The 20,911-nt window shown below is 69.3% G+C and carries 15 protein-coding genes and 2 pseudogenes; 6 read left to right on the top strand and 11 right to left on the bottom strand.

Annotated features, from left to right (window positions below):
- Positions 1 to 60: 60 nt before the first annotated feature.
- The 3 genes and pseudogenes from K3U93_RS05080 to K3U93_RS05070 form a co-directional block, all read right to left on the bottom strand.
- Positions 61 to 1,096 (bottom strand): annotated as a pseudogene (locus tag K3U93_RS05080) (aminotransferase class V-fold PLP-dependent enzyme).
- A 26-nt stretch (positions 1,097 to 1,122) separates the two neighbouring features.
- A pseudogene (locus tag K3U93_RS05075) lies at positions 1,123 to 2,501 on the bottom strand (HNH endonuclease signature motif containing protein).
- 78 nt (positions 2,502 to 2,579) lie between these two features.
- On the bottom strand, positions 2,580 to 4,052 hold the full coding sequence (locus K3U93_RS05070; protein ID WP_083012615.1) for an FAD-binding oxidoreductase: 1,473 nt from the start codon (positions 4,050 to 4,052) through the stop codon (positions 2,580 to 2,582).
- 258 nt (positions 4,053 to 4,310) lie between these two features.
- Here K3U93_RS05070 and K3U93_RS05065 point away from each other — a divergent pair, with 258 nt between their 5' ends.
- A complete protein-coding gene (locus K3U93_RS05065; protein ID WP_083012618.1) occupies positions 4,311 to 4,781 on the top strand; it encodes a DUF732 domain-containing protein in 471 nt (156 codons plus the stop codon).
- On the opposite strand, the gene K3U93_RS05060 is transcribed toward K3U93_RS05065, so the two are convergent.
- Positions 4,778 to 5,053, bottom strand: a complete 276-nt coding sequence (locus K3U93_RS05060) for a DUF3017 domain-containing protein (protein ID WP_071508980.1) — start codon at positions 5,051 to 5,053, stop codon at positions 4,778 to 4,780. The two genes, K3U93_RS05065 and K3U93_RS05060, sit on opposite strands and share 4 nt — an antisense overlap.
- A gap of 3 nt (positions 5,054 to 5,056) precedes the next feature.
- Positions 5,057 to 5,905, bottom strand: coding sequence for a bifunctional methylenetetrahydrofolate dehydrogenase/methenyltetrahydrofolate cyclohydrolase (locus K3U93_RS05055; protein WP_083012621.1), 849 nt, complete (start codon positions 5,903 to 5,905; stop codon positions 5,057 to 5,059).
- Between the two features lie 26 nt (positions 5,906 to 5,931).
- Between K3U93_RS05055 and K3U93_RS05050 the strand changes: the two genes are divergently transcribed.
- Positions 5,932 to 7,140: an NADH:flavin oxidoreductase gene (locus tag K3U93_RS05050; protein WP_083012624.1), complete on the top strand. Its 1,209-nt coding sequence runs from the start codon at positions 5,932 to 5,934 to the stop codon at positions 7,138 to 7,140.
- Between the two features lie 26 nt (positions 7,141 to 7,166).
- Positions 7,167 to 9,821 carry an FHA domain-containing protein gene (locus tag K3U93_RS05045; RefSeq protein ID WP_083012626.1) on the top strand — a complete coding sequence of 885 codons (2,655 nt, stop codon included), beginning with the start codon at positions 7,167 to 7,169 and terminating at the stop codon, positions 9,819 to 9,821.
- 187 nt (positions 9,822 to 10,008) lie between these two features.
- Here the strand turns inward: K3U93_RS05045 and K3U93_RS05040 are convergent, their stop codons facing one another.
- The 4 genes from K3U93_RS05040 to K3U93_RS05025 are packed head-to-tail and all read right to left on the bottom strand — an operon-like array spanning position 10,009 to position 14,076.
- Positions 10,009 to 10,584 carry a GTP-binding protein gene (locus tag K3U93_RS05040; protein WP_083012629.1) on the bottom strand — a complete coding sequence of 192 codons (576 nt, stop codon included), beginning with the start codon at positions 10,582 to 10,584 and terminating at the stop codon, positions 10,009 to 10,011.
- Positions 10,565 to 10,948, bottom strand: a complete 384-nt coding sequence (locus tag K3U93_RS05035; protein WP_071508985.1) for a DUF742 domain-containing protein — start codon at positions 10,946 to 10,948, stop codon at positions 10,565 to 10,567. The genes K3U93_RS05040 and K3U93_RS05035 overlap by 20 nt, the downstream gene beginning before the upstream one ends.
- Before the next feature lie 6 nt (positions 10,949 to 10,954).
- Positions 10,955 to 11,359 carry a serine protease inhibitor gene (locus tag K3U93_RS05030; protein WP_071508986.1) on the bottom strand — a complete coding sequence of 135 codons (405 nt, stop codon included), beginning with the start codon at positions 11,357 to 11,359 and terminating at the stop codon, positions 10,955 to 10,957.
- A complete protein-coding gene (locus K3U93_RS05025) occupies positions 11,356 to 14,076 on the bottom strand; it encodes a sensor histidine kinase (RefSeq protein ID WP_083012631.1) in 2,721 nt (906 codons plus the stop codon). The genes K3U93_RS05030 and K3U93_RS05025 overlap by 4 nt, the downstream gene beginning before the upstream one ends.
- A gap of 264 nt (positions 14,077 to 14,340) precedes the next feature.
- On the opposite strand from K3U93_RS05025, the gene K3U93_RS05020 reads away from it, so the two are divergent.
- The gene (locus K3U93_RS05020; protein ID WP_071508988.1) at positions 14,341 to 14,805 is read left to right on the top strand and encodes a tRNA (cytidine(34)-2'-O)-methyltransferase; all 465 of its coding nucleotides are present in this window, start codon (positions 14,341 to 14,343) and stop codon (positions 14,803 to 14,805) included.
- Positions 14,806 to 14,893: 88 nt separating this feature from the next.
- Here K3U93_RS05020 and K3U93_RS05015 read toward each other — a convergent pair whose 3' ends face one another.
- Positions 14,894 to 15,541 (bottom strand): nitroreductase family protein, encoded by a 648-nt coding sequence (locus tag K3U93_RS05015; RefSeq protein WP_083012634.1) that lies wholly within the window; start codon positions 15,539 to 15,541, stop codon positions 14,894 to 14,896.
- Positions 15,542 to 15,564: 23 nt separating this feature from the next.
- On the opposite strand from K3U93_RS05015, the gene K3U93_RS05010 reads away from it, so the two are divergent.
- Positions 15,565 to 15,972 (top strand): TIGR03667 family PPOX class F420-dependent oxidoreductase, encoded by a 408-nt coding sequence (locus tag K3U93_RS05010; RefSeq protein ID WP_083012636.1) that lies wholly within the window; start codon positions 15,565 to 15,567, stop codon positions 15,970 to 15,972.
- Between the two features lie 79 nt (positions 15,973 to 16,051).
- Here K3U93_RS05010 and K3U93_RS05005 read toward each other — a convergent pair whose 3' ends face one another.
- Positions 16,052 to 19,345, bottom strand: a complete 3,294-nt coding sequence (locus K3U93_RS05005) for an error-prone DNA polymerase (RefSeq protein WP_083012637.1) — start codon at positions 19,343 to 19,345, stop codon at positions 16,052 to 16,054.
- A 166-nt stretch (positions 19,346 to 19,511) separates the two neighbouring features.
- On the opposite strand from K3U93_RS05005, the gene K3U93_RS05000 reads away from it, so the two are divergent.
- Positions 19,512 to 20,873 (top strand): wax ester/triacylglycerol synthase family O-acyltransferase, encoded by a 1,362-nt coding sequence (locus K3U93_RS05000; protein ID WP_083012638.1) that lies wholly within the window; start codon positions 19,512 to 19,514, stop codon positions 20,871 to 20,873.
- The last annotated feature ends 38 nt before the right edge of the window (positions 20,874 to 20,911 follow it).

The following is a 20,911-nucleotide window of genomic DNA, read 5'->3' as shown; positions in this document are numbered from 1 at the left end:
CTGGCTTCACAACGAAAGCCCTCAGCTCACAGTCGATCGCAGCGACGGCCGTGGTTCGACTCAGCGCCGAAGCGCGTCGAGGAGCCGGTCGAGGTCTTCGTCGGTGTTGTAGAGGTGAAACCCCACGCGGGTCGCGCCCGCGCGTACGGACGCCCGGATACCGGCCTTTCGCAGCGCATCGGCCGCGTGGTCGGCGGAGAAGGACACGATCGCCGACTCCGATGCGGCTAATCGCAACTCGGCGCGTAAGTGATTCGCGAGTGCCAGCGTGTGGGTCTCGATGGCGGCCCGATCCAGTGACGCCAGCCACGTCAGAGACAGCGCCGCGCCCGCCACGCTGAACCAGGCCGGCGACGCGTCGAACCGCCGGGCGTCGTCGGCCAGCCGCATCGGCAGCCCGTACAGCGACGACCACATGTCCGCGCCGGCGTACGGGCTGGCCGCGTGCGGGACCAGCGCGTCAAATACTCGCTGGCTCAACGACATCCAGGACACGCCGCGCGGGCCGAGCAGCCATTTGTAGCTGGCGGCGACCGTGACGTCGGCCCACGGCAGCGTGACATTCTTCCAGCCCAGGGCCTGGCTGACGTCGAGCACGGTGATGGTGGCGGATTCGGCGGCGCTGCGCCGCAGCGTCTCGACGTCGAGCACGGCGCCGTCGGCGGACTGGGCCAGGCTGGCCGCCACGACGTCGAAATCGCCGGCGGCCTCCTCGAACTGGCCGGGCGCCAGCTCGGTGACGGTGACGCCGCGTCCGGCCTGGGCGGCGAAGGGGAAAGTGACGCTGGTGAATTCGCCACGCAAGGTCGCCACCCCGGCTGCCGTCGGGTATCGCCGCGGCGACCAGACCGATCGACGACGACACGCTGGTCCCCAGCGCCACTCGGCTCTCGTCGGCCCCTATCAGCGACGCGTATGCCGCCCGGCTGGCGCGGATCGGCTCGGCGAACGCGCCGATCTGCAGCCGGCCTTCTTCCCACGACCGCATGCAGTCGCGCAGCGCGTCGGCCGTAAACCGCGGCGGCAAGCCGAATGTGGGGGTATCGAGGAATCCGTCGGCGCCGACGAACTGCGCACCGAACGCGTCACGGGTCATCCTGCATTTCACCATGAACGGACGCGCTACGCCGCGTCGCCGTCGTCGTCGTCCCCGTCGCGGAGGAGTTTTTCGGGGTGCCAGTAGGTGTTGGTGCGGGGTTGGCCGCGGTCGAGGTGGGCCGGGGGGATCCATTCGGTGTCGCCGTGGGCGTTTTTGCGGGTGCTCCAGCCCCCGGGTTGCACGATGTGGTGTTGGGTGGGACACCCGAAGGCCAGGTTGTTGACATCCGTGCAGCCGCAGACGGCATAGCCCACCACGTGGTGCACTTCGGAGTAGTACCCGGGCACGGTGCACCCGGGCGCGGTACAGCCACGATCCCGGGCATACAACACGATCCGCTGCGCGGGCGAAGCCAACCTTTTCGTGTGATACAGGGCCAACGTTTTGCCTTTGTCGAAGATGGCCAAGTAGTGCCGGGCGTGGCGGGATAGGCGGATCACATCCGACATGGGCAAGATGCTGCCCCCACCGGTCAGGCCGCGTCCGGCGGCGGCTTCGAGCTCGCCCAGCGTGGTGGTGACGATGATGGAGGCGGGAAGCCCGTTGTGCTGACCCAGCTTTCCAGAGGCGAGTAGGGCGCGGTGGGCGGCCAGCAGCGCATCGTGTTGGCGTTGGGCGGGGCTGCGGGTGTCTTTGTCGATGGCGTCTTGGCTGGGGGTGCCGTCCACGGTGGGGGTCTGATCGGCCGGGTTGCACATGCCGGGGGCGGCCAGTTTGGCCCACACGGCTTCTAGGGTGGCGCGGGCTTCGGGGTGAGCCAGCCGCGCAGTGCGGACATGCCGTCGGCTTCCTGTTTACCCAACGTGACACCGCGCCGCCGGGCGCGGTCCTCATCGCTGTAGGTGCCGTCGGGGTTGAGGCAGTCGGCGAGTGTGTCGGCCAGCGCGGTCAGTTGTTCGGGCCGATGTTGGGTGCCCAGGCGGGCCAGGTGGTGTTCGGCGCGTTCCCGGGTGGCTTGGTCGATCCAACCGGGCAGGTGGTGGTAGAACCGGCGGATCGCCGCCACCTGCCCGCCCCCGAGTTTCCCGGACCGCTGGGCGGCCGCGGTGGCCGCCATGACCGGGGCGAGTGGTTCCCCGGTCAACGCGCGGCGGGGCCCGAGATCGGCGGCCTCGTGAATGCGCCGACCCGCCTCGGCGCGGGTGATCAATGTCCACTCGGCGATGGCATGGGAGAGCGTGCCGCCCAACTCCTCGGGCGTGGCCTGGCGGGCCAGCTGATTGATCAACGGATGCTCGATGGCCGGCACCCGCCGACGCACCCGCTCACAGCGCTCCAACAACGCCAACCGCTCCGGGATGCTCAACGCCTCAAAATCCAACCCCACCACCGCGTCGACCGCGGCATCCAGCGCATCGAAGGCAGCCGTAATCGCCTCCCGATCCACCACGCTGCCAGCCATGACCCGAAACTATCGAAGCCCACCGACAAAAACGGCCGCTCAGTGACCAGAGAAACCAAAGTGACACAAGTTATTTCGTCAGAAATTCAGCCCGGAGAACATGATCCGGTTGGGGTCGTATTTCTGCCGCACGGTCGTCAGCCGTGACAAGTTCGAGCCGAAGTAGCGCGACGCCGAGGTGTTGGCCTCCAGGTAGTTGACGTAGCCGCCGACCGAAAACTGTTGTACCGCTTGATGCGCGGAGCTCAGCCAGCGCGTCGCGGCGGGCACCTGGTTGCCGGCGGGCTCGACGTACCACTGCAACACCGCGGCCTGCTGCCGCCACGGGAAGGCCGTGTCCCCCGGAGCCACGTCGCCGACCGCACCGCCCAGCGGATCGACGAGCACCGACGCCTTTCCGGCCGTCGCGGGCCACTGCCCGATGGCGGTCGCGATCGCATGAGCCGCAGCGGAATTCACCGTCGAGATCACGTCGGATCCGGCCACAAAGCCACGGGGCGAAGGCGTCGAGCCACCGCCGGCCAGATATGTCAACAGGTCCGCACGGCTGAACGTCTTATTCTGAACTGCGCTGGGGGCCACTCCGATTGCGGATTTGATCGCGTCAGCCACGCCCGGGCCGGTGCCCCCGGGGCACGTCGCCAGCACATGGCAGTCCGGCTGACCGCCACCGACCGAGAGATCGACCATCCCCCAGGCGTTTCGGTCTGCCGCGGTCAGCCAGGACTGCCAGCCGGCGAGCACCTGCACCGCCGACGAAGGCGGGAAGTCGAGCCGGACGAGGTCGGTGTCGCCGGCTGCAAAGGTCGCGAACGTCATCGAAGTCGTCACCCCGAAATTGCCGCCGCCACCACCGCGAAGCGCCCAGAACAGATCCGGATTGTCGTTGGCGGACGCGGTGACCACGTCACCGCTGGGCAACACCACCGTGGCGGACTGCAACGCGTCACACGTCAGGCCCGCATGCCGTGAATCGGTCCCCATCCCGCCGCCGAGCGCCAGTCCCGCGATGCCGACGGTCGGGCAGCTGCCGGTGGGAATCGCGCGGCCGGCGCCGGCCAACGCCTGGTTGACCGCATAGAGGGTGGCCGCCGGCGTGACCGTGACGTTGCCGCCACCGTCAACGTTCGGGCCCCCAGAAAGCCCGCGCAGGTCGAGCACCATGGTGCCGGTGGCGGCCGACGCGCCGACATACGAATGCCCACCACCGCGCGGGGCGACCTTGAGGTTGTGCGCGGTCGCGAACGAGAGCGCCCTCTGCACGTCGGCTTGCGACGAGACCGTGACCACCGCCGCCGGGTTGGAGTTGTTGTAGAACGAGTTGAAAACTTGCTTGCTCGAAGCGAATTGGCCTCCGCTGGCCGGCAACAGCACGCTGCCGCCGATCGAGGACGCCAGACCGCCCCAGCCACTTCCCGGGTCCGCCGCCGCCCGTGTGGTCCCAAAAACCGCGCCGGTCGCCAACATTCCGACGGCGCCGCGCAGAAACGTCTGGCGGGAGATGCCCCCCTGCACGGAAAGGGCAGGCGGACGGCCGCGATTCGTCGTCATGGGCCGGATTCTTAACCATTGGACGCCCGAAAATCCGGTGTCGCCGCCCGTGTCGCATCACAGTGTGGCGTCGATCCGCCGACGGGCGGCCCAGGCGGGCCATGCCCAATAAGCGACGACGCGGGCGTGCGGACCTCACGAAACGCTTATTGTGCAAACCTTTATCCCACCGTTTCGTAAACGTGACAGTCATAGATCAAAGTTCCTAAGGTGATTCGAGTGTCCTCAGTGCACTCACCGACGGATGGGGAGGCCGGCATGAAGGCGCTCGCGAGGACTCAGCGTTGGATCCAGCTGTTTCGCTACCAGCCCCTGACCATCCGCCTGCTGGCCGCAGCCGCCGGCCTCCTCACCGCCGCCGCGGCATTCGCGGCGCCGGCCGAGGCAGACCCCGTCGACGACAACTTCATCGACGCGCTGAACCACGCCGGCATCGACTTCGGCCAGCCAGGAAACGCGATGTCCGTGGGCCAATCCATCTGCCCGATGCTCGCCCAGCCGGGCGGGAGCGTCGCCGCCGCCGCGGCAAGCGTCAGCCAGAGGGGCATGTCACCGCAGATGGCGCAGATGTTCACCACCATCGCGATCCAGATGTACTGCCCGGAGGAGATGGCAAACATAGCCAACGGCAACATGCCCGGCATGCCCGGCGGCGTCCCCGGCATGCCCGGCAACATGCCCGGCATGACCGGCGGTCTGTCCCAGATCCCCGGCGTCCCAGGGATTTAGCGGGTACCCAGCGGGTCGATGGTCGACGCGATGTAGACCATCGACGCCGCGACCGTCGCGGTGGTCACGAAATCGATGCCCTTGCCGCGGACGACCAAAAGGCCGGCATGCTCCTCGGACAACACCAACCGCAGCATCGCCGCCACGCCGACCCCGATACCGATCAGCAGGGCACCGCGACGCCAAAAGTTGGCCCCCGCCAATACAAAAGCCGTAGCGAAGATCAACCCGACCAGCAGGATCGGCCACTGGGCCCGTAGCGTCGCACGCACGTCCTATTGCCGTCCCTCGGCCAGCTCAACGACGTTGGTCAGCAGGAACGCCCGGGTAAGCGGGCCGACGCCACCGGGATTCGGTGACACGTGGCCGGCCACCTCCCACACGTCCGGATGCACATCGCCGACGAGCCCGTTCTCGGTGCGGCTGACGCCCACGTCGACGACCGCGGCGCCGGGACGCACCATGTCGGCGGTCAGCAGGTGCGGCACGCCAACGGCGGCCACGATGATGTCCGCCTGCCTGGTCAACGCGGGCAGGTCGCGAGTTCCGGTGTGGCACAAGGTCACCGTCGCGTTCTCGGAACGGCGGGTCAGCAGCAGGCCCAACGGGCGGCCGACCGTCACACCACGGCCGATGATCACCACGTGCGCCCCGGCGATCTCAACGTCGTAGCGCCGCAGCAGGTGCACGATGCCGCGCGCGGTACACGGCAGCGGCGCCGGGGTGGACAGCACCAGCCGGCCCAGGTTGGTCGGGTGCAGCCCGTCGGCGTCCTTGTCCGGGTCGACGCGTTCCAGCGCCGCGTTCTCGTCCAGATGCTTGGGCAGCGGCAACTGCACGATGTAGCCGGTGCACTCGGGGTTGGCGTTCAGCTCGTCGATGGTCTCGTTGAGCGCGGCCGTAGTGATGTCGGCGGGCAGGTCGCGGCGGATCGACGTGATGCCGACCTTCGCGCAGTCGGCGTGCTTGCCCCGGACGTAGGCCTGCGACCCGGGGTCGTCACCGACCAGGATGGTGCCCAGCCCGGGTGTGCGACCCGCCGCGGTCAAGGCCGCGACCCGTTGCTTGAGGTCGACGAAGATCTCGCCGCGGGTGGCCTTGCCGTCCAGCGTGATTGCGCCCACGCCTGACAGTCTGGCACGCTCCTGACATGCCCGATGCCCCGGATGTGTTCAGCCCGGCCACGCTGGGTCCGGTAACGCTGCGCAACCGCATCATCAAGGCCGCGACGTTCGAGGCGCGCACCCCCGACGCGCTGGTGACCGACGACCTGATCGAGTACCACCGGCTGCCAGCCGCGGGCGGGGTGGGCATGACGACCGTCGCCTACTGCGCCGTCTCCCCCGGCGGGCGCACCGAGGGCAACGGACTGTGGATGCGCCCGGAGGCGGTGCCCGGGTTGCGCCGGCTGACCGAGGCCATCCACGCCGAGGGCGCGGCGGTGAGCGCCCAGATCGGCCACGCCGGCCCGGTGGCCAACGCCAGGTCCAACAAGGCCACCGCGCTGGCGCCGGTGCGGTTCTTCAACCCGATCGGGATGCGGTTCGCCAGGAAGGCGACCCGCGACGACATCGACGACGTGATGGAAGCGCACGCCAACGCCGCCCGGCTGGCCATCGAGGCCGGCTTCGATGCGGTCGAAATCCATTTGGGCCACAACTATTTGGCGAGCGCGTTCCTGTCGCCGCTGATCAATCGTCGCAGCGACGAGTTCGGCGGTTCGCTGCAGAACAGGGCGAAGGTGGCCCGCGGCCTGGTCATGGCGGTGAGGCGCGCCGTCGACGAAGAGGGGGCCCGGATCGCGGTCACCGCCAAGCTCAACATGGCCGACGGTGTCCGCGGCGGCATCAGCACCGAGGAATCGCTGACCACCGCCACATGGCTGCAGGACGACGGCGGGCTGGACGCGATCGAGCTCACCGCGGGCAGCTCGCTGGTCAACCCGATGTATCTGTTCCGCGGCGACGCGCCGATCAAGGAGTTCGCCGGGGCCTTCAAGCCACCGCTGCGCTGGGGCATGCGCATGACGGGCAAGAAGTTCCTGCGCGAGTACCCCTACCGCGAGGCCTACCTGCTGCGCGACGCCAGGCTGTTCCGCGCCGAGCTGACGATGCCGCTGATTCTGCTCGGCGGCATCACCAACCGGGAAACGATGGACCTGGCGATGGCGGAGGGATTCCAGTTCGTCGCGATGGCCCGGGCGCTGCTGGCCGAGCCCGACTTGATCAATCGCATCGCCGCCGACGGCGCCCGGCACAGCGTGCATTCGGCGTGTACGCACTGCAATCGGTGCATGCCCACGATCTACAGCCGCACCCGCTGCGTGGTGACCGGCGCGCCCGACGCTACCGGGGAATAGCGGGTCTACGAGCTAAAGTTGGTGCAATGACTGCACCAGCCCCGCCAGCGCTGACCGTTCGGCACGACGGGTCGGAACGCACCTTCGCAGCGGGCCATGACGTGGTGGTTGGGCGCGATCTCCGGGCCGACATGCGCATCACGCACCCGCTGATTTCGCGCGCCCATCTCTTGCTGCGCTTCGACCAGGGCCGGTGGCTGGCGATCGACAACGGTTCGCTCAACGGGACTTTCGTCAACGGCCGCCGGGTGCCAGTGGTCGAGATCCACGACGGCCAGTGCGTCAACATCGGAAACCCGGACGGGCCCATGCTGAGGTTCGAGGTCGGGCGCCATCAAGGGATGGCCGGGCGCCCACCCAAAACCGAATCGATGGGCATACCCGTGGCGGCTCAACCAGCCGGAACGGTGTGGTCCGCCTCGCAGGCGTCGGGGCAACCGGGCCCCGCGGTCGCCGCCCCGGCCGGACGCCCGCCGAACTGGGCCTCGCCGCCACCGCCGCGGGCCCATCCCGGCCCACGGCCGGCGCCGCCCGGGCAACCCGTGTACCCGACCAGCGGTGGAGGCCGGCCGCCCGCGTATCCGACCAGCGCGCCGCCACCGCCGCCCAACTTCTCACCCCACTCGCAGATGTCCGGCACCGCGGTCCCGCACACCGAGATGGCGCCCAGCGCCGCCAAGCCTCCCGAGGTGGCGAACCTGGCGACCAAGGTGTTCCAGGCGCTGCTGCCGTCGCGGTCGGGGGCGCTGCAGAAACCGGCCGGCTCGGTCACGATCGGGCGTGCCACCGACAACGACATCGTCATCCAGGACGTGTTGGCGTCACGCCATCACGCGTTTTTGACCCAGACACCGCTGGGCACCGAGATCCGCGACGCGCACAGCGTCAACGGAACCTTCGTCAACGGGGTCCGGGTCGGGTCCGCGGTGCTTGCCGACGGCGACGTGGTCACCATCGGCAACGTCGACCTGGTGTTCACCCGCGGCACCTTGGTCCGCCGCACCGAAGCGGCGACACGCACCGGCGGCCTGGAGGTGAACTCCGTCTGCTTCAGGGCCGACGGCAAGGAACTGCTCGACCACATCTCGCTGATCGCCCGTCCCGGGACGCTGACCGCCATCGTCGGCGGCTCCGGCGCCGGCAAGACCACGCTGGTCAGGCTGATCGCCGGATACACCAGTCCCAGCTCCGGCACGGTCACCTTCGAGGGCCACAACATTCACACCGAGTACGCGTCGTTGCGGTCCAGGATCGGGATGGTGCCCCAGGACGACGTCGTGCACCGGCAGCTGACGGTCCGGCAGGCGCTGGGCTACGCGGCCGAGCTGCGGCTGCCGCCCGACACCAGCAAGGCCGACCGCGAACAGGTCGTCGCCCAGGTCCTCGAGGAACTCGAGCTGACCAGACACGCCGACACCCGCGTCGACAAGCTCTCCGGCGGCCAACGCAAACGCGCCTCGGTGGCCCTCGAACTGCTCACCGGGCCGTCACTGCTGATCCTCGACGAACCGACCACCGGATTGGACCCGGCGCTGGACCGCCAGGTGATGATGATGCTGCGGCAGCTGGCCGACGCCGGACGTGTGGTGGTGGTCGTCACGCACTCCGTGTCCTATCTGGACGTCTGCGATCAGCTGCTGCTGGTCGCCCCCGGCGGCAAGACCGCGTTCCTGGGTCCGCCCGCCCAGATCGGGGCGGCCATGGGAACCACCAACTGGGCCGACATCTTCGCGCAGGTGGGCGCCGACCCGGACGAGGCCAACCGCCGCTTCCGGGAGGGAAACCACGCCCCGCCGGTCACTCCGTCCGAATCCAGCCCGGCCGACTTGGGCGAACCGGTCCACACCCACGCGCTGCGCCAGTTCTCGACGATCGCCCGCCGCCAGATACGGCTGGTGGTCTCCGACCGCGGGTACACGGTGTTTTTGGCCCTGTTGCCGTTCCTGATCGGTGTCCTGACGCTGACCGTTCGTGGCAAGACCGGGTTGGGCATTGCGGATCCGTTGAGTAACAACCCCGACCAACCGGGGCAGATCCTGGTGATGCTCAATGTCGGCGCCATCTTCATGGGCAGCGCGCTGACGATCCGCGACCTCGTCGGCGAGCGTCCCATCTTTCGGCGTGAACAGGCGGTTGGCCTGTCGACGGGGGCCTACCTGGGCGCCAAGGTCGCCGTGTTCTGCGGGTTCGCGATCGCCCAGGCGGCGATCGCGACGATCATCACGATCATCGGCTGGGGCGCTCCGCCCACCGACGCCGTGCTGCTCGGTAACGGCAGCTTCGCGGTCAGCGTCGAGCTGTTCGTCACGGTCGCCGCGACATGTGTGGCGGCGGCGATCCTGGGCATGGCCCTGTCGGCGATCGCCCAGTCGCAAGACCAGATCATGCCGCTGTTGGTGGTGTCGATCATGTCGCAGCTGGTGTTCTCCGGCGGCATGATCTGGGTGACCGACCGGTTCCTGCTCGACCAGCTGTCCTGGGCGACGCCCGCACGCTGGGGCTATTCCGCGTCGGCGTCCACCGTCAACATCGACAAGCTGGTCGCGGGGCCCACCAGCCCGAAGGACCAGCACTGGGCGCATAAGCCCAGCGCATGGCTATTCGACATGGGAATGTTAGCGGTGTTGTCGGTGGTCTACAGCGCCATCGTGTGGTGGAAGATCCGGCTCAAGCGGCACTAAACCGATGAATCGACCTGCGCGGTCGGCCTGTCGACGGGGGCTTACCTGGGCGCCAAGGTCCACCAGCTGTCCTGGGTGGTGCCCGGTCCGCTCAGCCCCAGGGACAGCCACTTCACGCACACGCCCGGCGCCTGGCTGTTCGACATGGCCAGGCTCGCCGCGTTGTCGGCGTTCTACGCTGACCCCGCTACGTGGTCGCGCTCAGGCTGGCCAGCGCGTATTCGCTCACGGCGATCAACGCGTCCGTCGCCGACCGGCGATCCCTGGCGTCGACCGTGATCACCGGAATGTGCCCGGGCAGCGTCAGCGCCTCACGCACCGCGTCGACGGGATACCTTGGCGCGCCGTCGAATTCATTGACCGCGATCAGGAACGGCAGGTTGCGGTGTTCGAAGAAGTCGACCGCGGCGAAGCTGTCCTGCAGGCGCCGGCAGTCCACCAGGACGATCGCGCCGATGGCGCCGCGGACCAGGTCGTCCCACATGAACCAGAACCGGCGCTGGCCCGGGGTGCCGAACAGGTAGAGCACCAGGTCCTCGTCCAGCGTGATCCGGCCGAAGTCCATCGCGACCGTGGTGGTCTTTTTGTCCGGGGTGGCCTCGAGCAGGTCGACGCCGGCCGAGGCGTCGGTGAGCATCGCCTCGGTGCGCAGCGGCATGATCTCCGAAACCGCCCCGACGAACGTGGTCTTGCCGGCGCCGAACCCGCCCGCGACGACGATCTTCGTCGAGGCGGTGGCGGCGTCAGAGTGCTTTAAGACCACGCAGCGTCCTTCCTATGAGTTCGTGGCGCTCATCGCGGGTCGAGTGTTCGGTCAACGTTCTATGCACCCGAAGGTAACCGGACAGCACCAGATCACCGACCAGGACGCGCGCGACGCCGACCGGCAAATCCAACCGGGCCGAGATTTCGGCGACCGACGGCCTCGAGGAGTCCTGGGCGCACAGTTGGATGATCTTGCCTCTCGCATCGTTGGGTGGCCACCGGTGAGCCAGCCCCGCCTGCAGGGTCTGAACGGGCGCTTCCAGGGGAAGGTCGACGCCGGTGTCGGTCCGCCCGGCCGTCAGGGTGTACGGGCGAACCAGGTTCGCCTCACGCGCGGGCGGCCGGGGCTCGGGTTCGTCCATCACGCCTCACGAGTGCCGCGCAGCAGACCGGCGGGAGGACTGCACGACGCCGCCGACCCGCTCGACGAGGATGGCCATCTCGTACCCGATCTGGCCGATGTCGCACGACGTCACCGCCAGCGTGGCCAGATGCGAGCCGTCGCCGACGCGCATCAACAGCAGGTACCCGTTTTGCATCTCGACCACCGACTGCAGCACCTGCCCGCCCTCGAACAGCTGCGCGGCGCCGGTCGCAAGGCTGGCCAGCCCGGAGGCCACCGCCGCCAGCTGGTCGGCGCGTTCGCGCGGGAGATGCTCGCTGGCGGCGATGGGCAGCCCGTCGACGGACACCAGCAACGCGTGCGCTACCCCGGGGACCTCGCGGGCGAACTTCGTCACCAGCCAGTCCAGTGAGTTGCCAGGTGACGTCATTGCTGATCGGGCCCTTGACTCGTTTCGCGGGCATGCGACCGTCCACTGCGCACGCCGCCGAAATGGCTGCTGAAGGAGGCGCGGACCGCCTCGGGGTCGCGCAGCGCCGCCGCGTGCTGGGGCTGCCGGTCGGAATGGGATCCTTGGCCCTCGTCCTGCTCGGCGAGGCCCGTCCCGTTGGCCGTACCGGGCACCAGCCGGGCGCCGGGCTCGCGGACCGGCAGCCCGTGTCTGGCGGTGTGCGCCTCGACGGGCTTGTCCTCGGCTTCGGCGGCCAGCGTCCAGCCGCGGTCCCACACCGACTGCCAATCCAGGTCCGGGCTGTTGACCAGGTCGTGCGGGTCGCCCAGCATCTCCGCGAGCATCCGCCGGTAGATCACGTCGTCACCGGGACCGGCGGCCGGGCTCGCGGGCTTGACGGCGGGGGTTTCCGCCCGATTGCCAGTGTCTTTCGACCGCGCGGCGAAAAACGCCGACGTGTCCGATGCCGCCGCGGCCGGCGCCTGCGTGGCCTGTTGCCCGCTCTCCCACCAGGGAGTGGGAAGCTCGCGGCGGGGCCGCTGCTCGGTGGGCGGGGTGGGAACGTCGGTGATGCCGCTGGAACCCGGGCTGCGGCGCGGCAACAACGTGACCGACGGTCCGGAGTTTTCGGAACCGTTCTGGTTCACCGTGTCGAGCGCGGCGGCGTGCGGTCCGGCGGCTTCCGGCGGGGCGATCACGCTGGCGAGTTTGGCACTCGGCGACGAGACGGCCCCCGCCCGGGCGCCCCGCGGCTCTGCCGGCCCGGCCACGGTCGCGCCCTCGAGCACCGTCGGCGGCAGGTAGATCTCGGCGGTCGTGCCGGAACCCGTCTCGTTGGCCGCCGGGCCGCGCAGCCCCACCCGGATGCCGTGCCGGGCGGCGATCCGGCCGACCACGAAAAGACCCATGTGGCGCGCGTTGTCGGGGGTGACGTCGCCGCCGGCCTGCAGCCGCATGTTGGCGATGCGCCGATCGGCGTCGTTCATGCCCAGGCCGGCGTCGGCGATCCGCAGCACCACCCCGGCCTGGGCATGAAGGCCGCCACGTGCCGCGGAGACCCGGACGGGCGTCGTCGGCGGCGAGTAGCGCAGGGCGTTGTCGATCAGCTCGGCGAACAGGTGGATGACGCCGCCGGCCGCCGCGCCGATCAGTGCGCAGTCGGGCAGGCCGGCGATCTCGACCCGGCGGTAGTCCTCGACCTCGGACACCGCGGCGTTGACCACCGTCGACAGCGGCACGGGCTCGCGCTGGTCACGCGCGAGCTGCGCGCCCGCCAGCACCAGCAGGTTGGCGCTGTTGCGACGCAGCCGGGCCGCCAGGTGATCCAGCCGGAACAGGTTGTCGAGGCGTTCGGGATCCTCCTCGTTGCGCTCCAGCCGGTCGATCAGCGCCAGCTGCTGGTCGACCAGCGAGCGGCTGCGCCGCGACATGGTCTCGAACATGTCGTTGACCAGCAATCGCAGCCGTGCCTCGTCGCCGGCGAGCAGCAGGGCCTGCGTGTGCAGCTCGTCGACCGCGTGGGCGACCTGGCCGATCTCCTCGGTGGTGTACACCGGCAGCGGCTGCGGAATCGGTTCGGTGCCACCGGCTTTGACCCGGGCGATCTCCTCCTCAAGGTCGGTGTGGGCGACCTTGAGCGCGCCGTCGCGCAGGACGCGCAGCGGCCGCACCAGCGCGCGCGCCACCAGCAGCACGATGCCCAACGCGATCACGATGGCGGCCAGCACCAGGACGGCGTCGAGGATCGCGGCGTCGCGGCGATCGGCGGCCTGGGCGTGCACCGACTTGGTCACCGACGCCGTGGCGTCGGTGACGATCTGTTCGGCGATTCCGTCGGTGGTCTGGATCGAGCGCAGCAGGTCGGGGTTGTCGGCGAGCACGCTGGCCGGATCGGACATGATCGCCATCCGGGTCACCATTTGCTGCTGCAGCGTCTTGGCGTCGGGCGACCCGGCGCCGAGCACTTCGCTCATCCCGAACAGGGTCGACGGCTCGGTGCCGGCCAGGGTAATCATCGAAGTCCGCAACTGCGGCTCGGGCAGGTCGGCGCCCCGGGTCACCAGGATTTCCTGCATCGTCATCTGCCCGCGGGCGCCGACCGCCCGGCTCAATCCCTGCGCCTCGGCGCGGATCCGCTCGTCCTCGACGCGCACCGACGCGTTGATGACGTCCTCGGCCGTCAACAGGATCGGGGCGTAGGTGGTCACCCGGTCCCGCAAACCAATGCTGTTGTCCGCCACCTTGTCCAGCAGCCCCTGGCCGCCGTTCAGCAGGGTGCTCACCCCCGATCGGACGTCGGGGGTCACGTCGGTGTCGGCCAGCCGCGTCTGCAGCTCGTACTTGCGGGCCTCGTAGTTTTTCTTGGCGCCCTCGACGTCGCGTCCGGTGGAGCCGGCCAGCAAGGCGACGTCCAACGCCGACATGTATTTGGTGATCGCCGGCAGCACGTCGGCGCGGGCGGCGGCCAGCTTGAGGCCGCCGGAATTGGCCATCGCGTCCCTGACGCGCAAGGCGCCGAAAGCCGTCGCCAAGACCAGCGGCACCAGCACGATCGCCAAGACTTTGTAGCGGACCGGCCAGTTGGTCGGCGACCAGGCCGGTGGACGTTTGGCCGGCGCCGCCTCGGCGGTGGGGGCGTGTGTGGACTCGGGTGGGGCCGCCTCGGCCGGATTGGCCGGGCGGGTGAACATGGTCACGCGCTAGCGGCCGGCAGCCCGGCCAGCGCTCGGTGAAACGAGAGGCTCATGAGACTTCCTGCTTTATTCGCACCTGCCCCGCGCCGCGCAGAGGGGCGCGAGCGTGTAAACGTGGCAATCCGACGAGTATGACAGCCCGTGGCCCAGCCCACCAGAATCCTTACTGAGCAGACAGAGCCCGCCCGGGCGGTGCCCTACGCCGGCGGGCGACCCTGGCAAACACGCGGCGGGGAGGGCCCGGGTTGGCTTTGTCATGATCGGCAGATGTTCAAGCTGATGTTCGTTACCCCGCGCATCGCGCCCAACACGGGCAACGCCATCCGGACGGCGGCGGCGACCGGCGCCGAATTACATCTGGTCGAGCCGCTGGGCTTCGACCTGTCCGAACCCAAGCTGCGGCGGGCCGGCCTGGACTACCACGACCTCGCCTCGGTCACCGTGCACGCGTCGCTGCAGGCTGCGTGGGATGCGCTGGCGCCCGCGCGGGTGGTCGCGTTCACCACGCACGCGACCACCTCGTTTGCCGATATCGGCTACCGGGCCGGCGACGTGTTGATGTTCGGGCCGGAACCCGACGGGCTGGACGCGGCGACCCTGGCCGACGCGCACATCACCGAGCGGGTGCGCATCCCCATGCTGGCGGGCCGGCGCTCGCTGAACCTGTCCAACGCCGCGGCGATCGCGGTATACGAGGCCTGGCGCCAGCACGCCTACGCGGGAGCGGTCTAGCGGCCGCTCTCAGCTTCGCGAGCGTGCGTGTCTGTACACGACACGCCGCGAGTAAGCGGCATTCTGCGCACCTTCGAGCACACGCTGGTTACCAGGCGTTCCAGTGCGTGACCCGCTCGGCGGGCAGCCGCTTGGCCGGGCGAAAGTCGGTGCCCTTGGTGTAGGCGATCGGGAACAGCCCGCCCTGGCTGTACGTGTCGTACGGGATGCCCAGCACCTCGGCCGCCCGCTTTTCGCCGTCGTCCAGCAGGTGCAGCGTGGTCCAGCAGGTGCCCAGCCCCCGCGAGCGCAGCGCCAGGCAGAAGCTCCAGACCGCCGGGAACAGCGAGGCCCAGAACGACGCGCTCAGCCCCAGCGGCGCCCGCTCCACCCGGCCCTCCAGGCAGGGGATCATCAGCACGGGCGCCTCGTGCATGTGCTCGGCGAGATAGGTCGCGGAATCGCGGACCTTGCCCATCCGCTCGCCACGCGTGTCCCCCTCGGGGTATTCCGGCGAGGGCAGGCTGAGATAGCCGCGGGCGTTGGCCAGGTAGATGTCGGCGATCGCCTTCTTCTTGCCGGCGTCCTCGACGAACACCCATTGCCAGCCCTGCGCGTTGGAACCGGTGGGCGCCTGCAGCGCCAGTTCGAGGCATTCCATCAGCACGTCGCGGCCCACCGGCCGGTCGAAGTCGAGGCGTTTGCGGACCGAGCGGGTGGTGGTCAGTACTTCGTCGACGGACAGGTTGAGGGTCATGTGTGGAGACTACATTTGCCCTCATGAGCGTCGAACTGACACAAGAGGTTTCCAGCAGGCTGACGTCCGACCACTACGGGTGGCTAACCACCGTCGCCAAGTCCGGGCAACCGGTCCCGCGGCTGGTCTGGTTCTACTTTGACGGCGCCGGGCTGACGGTGTATTCCCAGCCGCGGGCGGCCAAGGTCGCCCACATCAAGGCGCGTCCCCAGGTGAGCCTGAACCTGGATTCCGACGGCAACGGCGGCGGGATCATCGTCATCGCCGGCATCGCGGCGGTGGACGCCACCGACGTCGACTGCCGAAAGGACGAGCCGTACTGGGCGAAGTACGGCGAGGAAGCCGAGAGATTCGGCCTGACCGAGGCGATGGGCTCCTACAGCACCCGGCTGACGATCACCCCGACCAAGGTGTGGACGACGCCCGCCTAGCTCTTCTCGCCGAGCGTGCGTGTTTGCACACGACACGCCGAGGATTGTTGGCATTCTGCGCACGCTCGGCACAGCGGGGTCAACGGAAGTCGCGAGACTTCGAGCCGACCCTCAGGGAGATGCGGCCTAACCGCTCGGCGACGACGGTGATTGCGCCGCTGGCGTTTTGGACCTGCCCGCGGATCAGCAGCGCGGGCGCGGTGTTCGCCAGCTTGCGGTGTCGCGCCCACACCCCCGGCGTGCAGAGCACGTTGACCATCCCGGTCTCGTCCTCGAGGTTGAGAAACGTCACCCCCTGCGCCGTCCCGGGCCGCTGCCGGTGGGTGACCGCGCCGGCGATCAGCACGCGGTCGCCGTCGGGCACGCCGAGCAGCTTCCCGGCGGGCACCACGCCCAGCGCGTCCAGGTCGGCCCGCAGGAACTGCGTCGGATAGCTGTCCGGGGAGACGCCGGTGGCCCACACGTCGGCGGCGGCCAGCTCCAGCCCGCTCATCCCCGGCAGTGCCGGGATGTGCGACGACGAGCCCACCCCGGGCAGCCGGTCCGGGCGTTGGGTGGCGGCCGCCCCGGCCGCCCACAGCGCCTCCCGCCGCGACATCCCGAAGCAGCCCAGCGCCCCGGCCGTCGCCAGCGCCTCGGTCTGCGGCACGGAAAGCTGCAGCCGGGATGCCAGGTCCAGCAGGGAAGCGAACGGGCCGTTGGCCTTTCGCTCCTCGACCAGCCGCTGCGCGAGGTCGCCGCCGATGTGGCGGACGGCGCCCAGGCCGAGGCGGACCTCCGTCCCGACATTCTCGAGGGTGGCGTGCGCCAGGCTGGCGTTGACGTCCGGCCCGTGCACCGCGACACCATGCCGGCGCGCGTCGGCCACCAGCGACTGCGGCGAATAGAAGCCCATCGGCTGGGCGCGCAACAAAGCGGCGCAGAACGCCGCCGGGTGGTGCAGCTTGAACCACGACGAGTAGAACACCAGCGACGCGAAACTCAGCGCGTGGCTTTCGGGGAAGCCGAAATTGGCGAAGGCCTCCAGCTTTTCGTAGATCCGGTGGATCACCTCGTCGGGGGCGCCGTGCAGCCTGCGCATGCCATCGTAGAACCGGCCGCGCAGCCGGCGCATACGTTCGGCCGAGCGCTTGGAGCCCACGGCGCGGCGCAGCTGGTCGGCCTCGGCCGCGGTGAAGCCGGCGCAGTCGACCGCGAGCTGCATCAACTGTTCCTGAAACAGCGGGACTCCCAACGTCTTTAGCAGCGCCGGTTTCATGGACGGGTGGTCGTAGTCGACCTTGTCGAGTTTGTTGCGCCGCCGAATGTAGGGGTGTACCGACCCGCCCTGAATGGGGCCGGGCCGGATCAGCGCGACCTCGACCACCAGGTCGTAGAACTCCCGCGGCCTGAGCCTGGGCAGGGTGGCCATCTGCGCGCGCGACTCCACCTGGAACACGCCGACGGAATCGGCGCGCTGTAACATCTCGTACACCGCAGGCTCGGAGAGGTCCAGCTTGGCCAGGTCCACCTCGATGCCCTTGTGTTCGGCCAGCAGGTCGATCATGTAGTGCAGCGCCGAGAGCATGCCCAGCCCGAGCAGGTCGAACTTCACCAAACCGATTGCCGCGCAATCGTCTTTGTCCCACTGCAGGACGCTGCGGTTGGCCATGCGTGCCCACTCCACCGGGCACACATCGGCGATCGGGCGGTCGCAGATCACCATGCCGCCGGAGTGAATGCCCATGTGCCGCGGGAGATTCCGGATCTGGTTCGCCAAATCGATCACCGGCTCGGGAATGCCCTCGATTTCCGGTGAATCGGCCGACCCGTTCCAGTGGCCGATCTGCTTGCTCCACGCGTCCTGCTGCCCCTGCGAGAAGCCCAGGGCGCGGGCCATGTCGCGCACCGCGATCCGCGACCGGTAGGTGATGACGTTGGCGACCTGGGCGGCGGTGTCGCGACCGTATTTGTCGTAGACGTACTGGATGACCTTTTCCCGTTGGTCCGACTCGATGTCGATGTCGATGTCGGGCGGCCCGTCGCGGTCGGGCGACAGGAAGCGCTCGAACAATAGCCCGTTGTCCACCGGATCCACCGCGGTGACGCCGAGGGCGTAGCAGACGGCGGAATTGGCCGCCGATCCCCTGCCCTGGCACAGGATGTTGTTGTCTCGGCAGAACCGGGCGATGTCGTGCACCACCAGGAAGTATCCGGGAAACGTCAGCTGCGCAATGACTTTCAGCTCATGCTCGATCTGGGCGTACGCTTCGGGGGCGCTCTCGGGCGTTCCGTAGCGGTCGCGCGCACCCGCCATGGCCAAGTGCCGCAGCCAGCTGTCCTCGGTGTGCCCGTCGGGCACGTCGAACGGCGGCAGCTGCGGTGCGATGAGGTCGAGCCCGAACGCACACCGCTCGCCGAGTTCGGCGGCGGCGGTCACCGCGTCGGGCCGCTGCGCGAACAGCCGGGCCATCTCCTCGCCGGACCGCAGGTGCGAGCCGCCCAGCGGGGCCAGCCACCCCGCGGCGGAGTCCAGGGACTGCCGGGCCCGGATCGCGCCCATCGCCATCGCCAGCCGGCGCCGCGACGGCCCCGCGAAATGCGCCCCGGTGGTGGCGACCACGCCGACATCGAAGCGCGGCGCGAGGGCGGCCAGCGCCGCGTTGCGCTCGTCGTCGAGCGGCTGCCCGTGCTGGGTCAGCTCGACGCTGACCCGATCGGCGCCGAACCGGTCCACCAGGTCGGCCAGCGCCCGCCCCGCCGCGTCCGGACCACCCTCGGAAAGCGCTTGGCGCACAGCGCCTTTGCGGCACCCGGTCAGGACGTGCCAGTGCCCGCCGGCCGCCTCGGTCAGCGCGTCGAGGTCGTAGCGCGGCTTGCCCTTCTCCCCGCCGGCCAGGTGCGCCGCGGCCAGCTGCCGCGACAGCCGCCGGTACCCCTCGGGGCCGCGGGCCAGCACCAGCAGGTGCGGGCCGGCCGGATCGGGCCGCTCGGTGCGGGCCTCGCCGCCCAGCGACAGTTCGGCGCCGAACACGGTGCGCAGGTCGAGTTCGGCGGCCGCCTCGGCGAACCGTACCGCCCCGTACAGGCCGTCGTGGTCGGTCAGCGCTAGGGCGCGCAGGCCCAGCCGGGCGGCCTCCTCGACCAGCTCCTCCGGCGTGCTGGCCCCGTCGAGAAAGCTGAACGCCGAATGCGCGTGCAGCTCGGCATACGCGACGGGATGAGCGACGGACGAGCGGGCCGGCCGGGTGTCATCCGGCGGGCGGTACTTCCCGCGCATGCGCGACAGGGGACCCTCCCCTTCGGGCTCCGCAGGCGCGCCGGCATGGCGCGGCTTGCCGTCAAGCACCCGCTCCATTTCCGCCCAGCTCGGCGGCCCATTAGACCAGCCCACACCCGCCAGTGTATCGAATGTTTGTTCGATTTAACCACCGCTCAGGACAACGGTTGTTAAACGGATCTTCAACTCCTAAACAAGGTCTTAACGCTGCGGAGGCTACCGCGCATGAGGCGCCGCGCAGATACTGGTACAACGGTAAAAACGACGGCGGGGGCTGGGCATGGCGCAGGCGAAGACACTGGATACGGCTTTCCTCAAAGCTCAAGATCCCGATCAGCACGCGAGCCTGGCGACCGGCGCGGTCGCCGTCGTCGACGGCGCCGTCCCCGATTGCCGGCTGCTGAAACGGCTTCTGGCAGAACGGATTCAGTCGATACCGCGGTGCACACAAATATTGCGCGCGCACCCGTTCAACCAGCAATGGATCGACGATCCGCAATTCGACCTCGCCCATCACGTGCGTCGGGTGGCGATTCCGCGCCCGGGCGATGACGCCGAACTGTCCCGGGCCATCGCCCACGCGCTGGAACGTCCCCTCGACCCGGACCGCCCGCTGTGGGAGTGCTGGGTCATCGAGGGTCTGAAAGGCAACCGGTGGGCGATCTTGATGAAGATCCACCACCGCATGGCCGACGGCAACTCGGCCGCCCACCTGCTCGCCAGGCTTTGCGACGACGCCGACGGCGATACCTTCGCCAGTCACGTTGGCGCCAAGGAGGTTTTGCCACCGCGGGCACACAGGCCGGGTTGGGCCGAAGCCCTGGGGTGGGCTGCCGGGGTCGCGGCGCGCGCGGTCACCGGCACGGCCGGGAACGCCGCAACCGCCATCGGGGTGATCTGGCCAGCGGCGCGCACTGTCCGCCCGACCACCACCATGCGGCGATACAGCACGGTGCGCGTGCCGCTGGCCGTGGTCGACCGCGTATGCCACAAGTTCGGCGTCGGCACCAACGGCGTTGCGCTCGCCGTCGTCACCGAAGGCTTCCGGGAAATGCTGCTGCATCGCGGCGAACAACCACGTGCGGACTCATTGCGCACCCTGGCGCCGCCGCGCTCGGCTACCCTGCCGTATCTGCCCGTCGAGCAGCATGATCCGATTCAGCGACTGCGGGCGGTGCATGGCCGGCTGAACCAGACGCAGCCCCGGAGCAAGGCCGCCGACTTTCTGCCATCCGTGTTGTGCGCCAAGGCACTTCAACTGCTAACCCGGCTACCGCAAAGCGACATCGTGACTCTGGCCACCAACGTGCCCGGGCCACGCCATCGGCTACGGCTGATGGGCCAAACCGTGGAGCGCTTGCTACCGATCCCGCCGACCACCCTGCAGCTGAACACCGGGGTCGCGGTGCTGAGCTATGGCGATGAGCTGGTATTCGGCATCACCGCCGACTACCGCGCCGCGTCCGACATCGAGCGCCTTGCCGCTGGTATCGAACTGGGAATGGCGCGCCTGGAAGCGCTGAGCCGAGACTCCGTGCTGCTGTTCACGAAAAACGGCCCCCGCAAGCGAGCCTCGCGCGCACTTACCGGTGGCGCCCAACGAGGGCGGGCGTCCGCGGTGACCGTACCCGGGCGGTGCTGACGGGCGATCGCTGGTGTCCATTCCCATTCGACCTGATG

The sequence above is a fragment of the Mycobacterium malmoense genome (assembly GCF_019645855.1).
In the GTDB taxonomy this organism is placed as follows: Bacteria; Actinomycetota; Actinomycetes; order Mycobacteriales; family Mycobacteriaceae; genus Mycobacterium; species Mycobacterium malmoense.
This window is presented reverse-complemented; position numbering and strand designations above follow the sequence as displayed.

Excerpts from the sequence above, each read along its gene's own strand:
- K3U93_RS05020 (WP_071508988.1), top strand. The coding sequence starts at position 14,341 with ATGTTCAAGCTGATGTTCGTTACCCCGCGCATCGCGCCCAACACGGGC.
- K3U93_RS05065 (WP_083012618.1), top strand. The coding sequence starts at position 4,311 with ATGAAGGCGCTCGCGAGGACTCAGCGTTGGATCCAGCTGTTTCGCTAC.
- K3U93_RS05010 (WP_083012636.1), top strand. The coding sequence starts at position 15,565 with ATGAGCGTCGAACTGACACAAGAGGTTTCCAGCAGGCTGACGTCCGAC.
- K3U93_RS05050 (WP_083012624.1), top strand. The coding sequence starts at position 5,932 with ATGCCCGATGCCCCGGATGTGTTCAGCCCGGCCACGCTGGGTCCGGTA.
- K3U93_RS05070 (WP_083012615.1), bottom strand. The coding sequence starts at position 4,052 with ATGACGACGAATCGCGGCCGTCCGCCTGCCCTTTCCGTGCAGGGGGGC.
- K3U93_RS05030 (WP_071508986.1), bottom strand. The coding sequence starts at position 11,359 with ATGACGTCACCTGGCAACTCACTGGACTGGCTGGTGACGAAGTTCGCC.
- K3U93_RS05000 (WP_083012638.1), top strand. The coding sequence starts at position 19,512 with ATGGCGCAGGCGAAGACACTGGATACGGCTTTCCTCAAAGCTCAAGAT.
- K3U93_RS05015 (WP_083012634.1), bottom strand. The coding sequence starts at position 15,541 with ATGACCCTCAACCTGTCCGTCGACGAAGTACTGACCACCACCCGCTCG.
- K3U93_RS05035 (WP_071508985.1), bottom strand. The coding sequence starts at position 10,948 with ATGGACGAACCCGAGCCCCGGCCGCCCGCGCGTGAGGCGAACCTGGTT.
- K3U93_RS05045 (WP_083012626.1), top strand. The coding sequence starts at position 7,167 with ATGACTGCACCAGCCCCGCCAGCGCTGACCGTTCGGCACGACGGGTCG.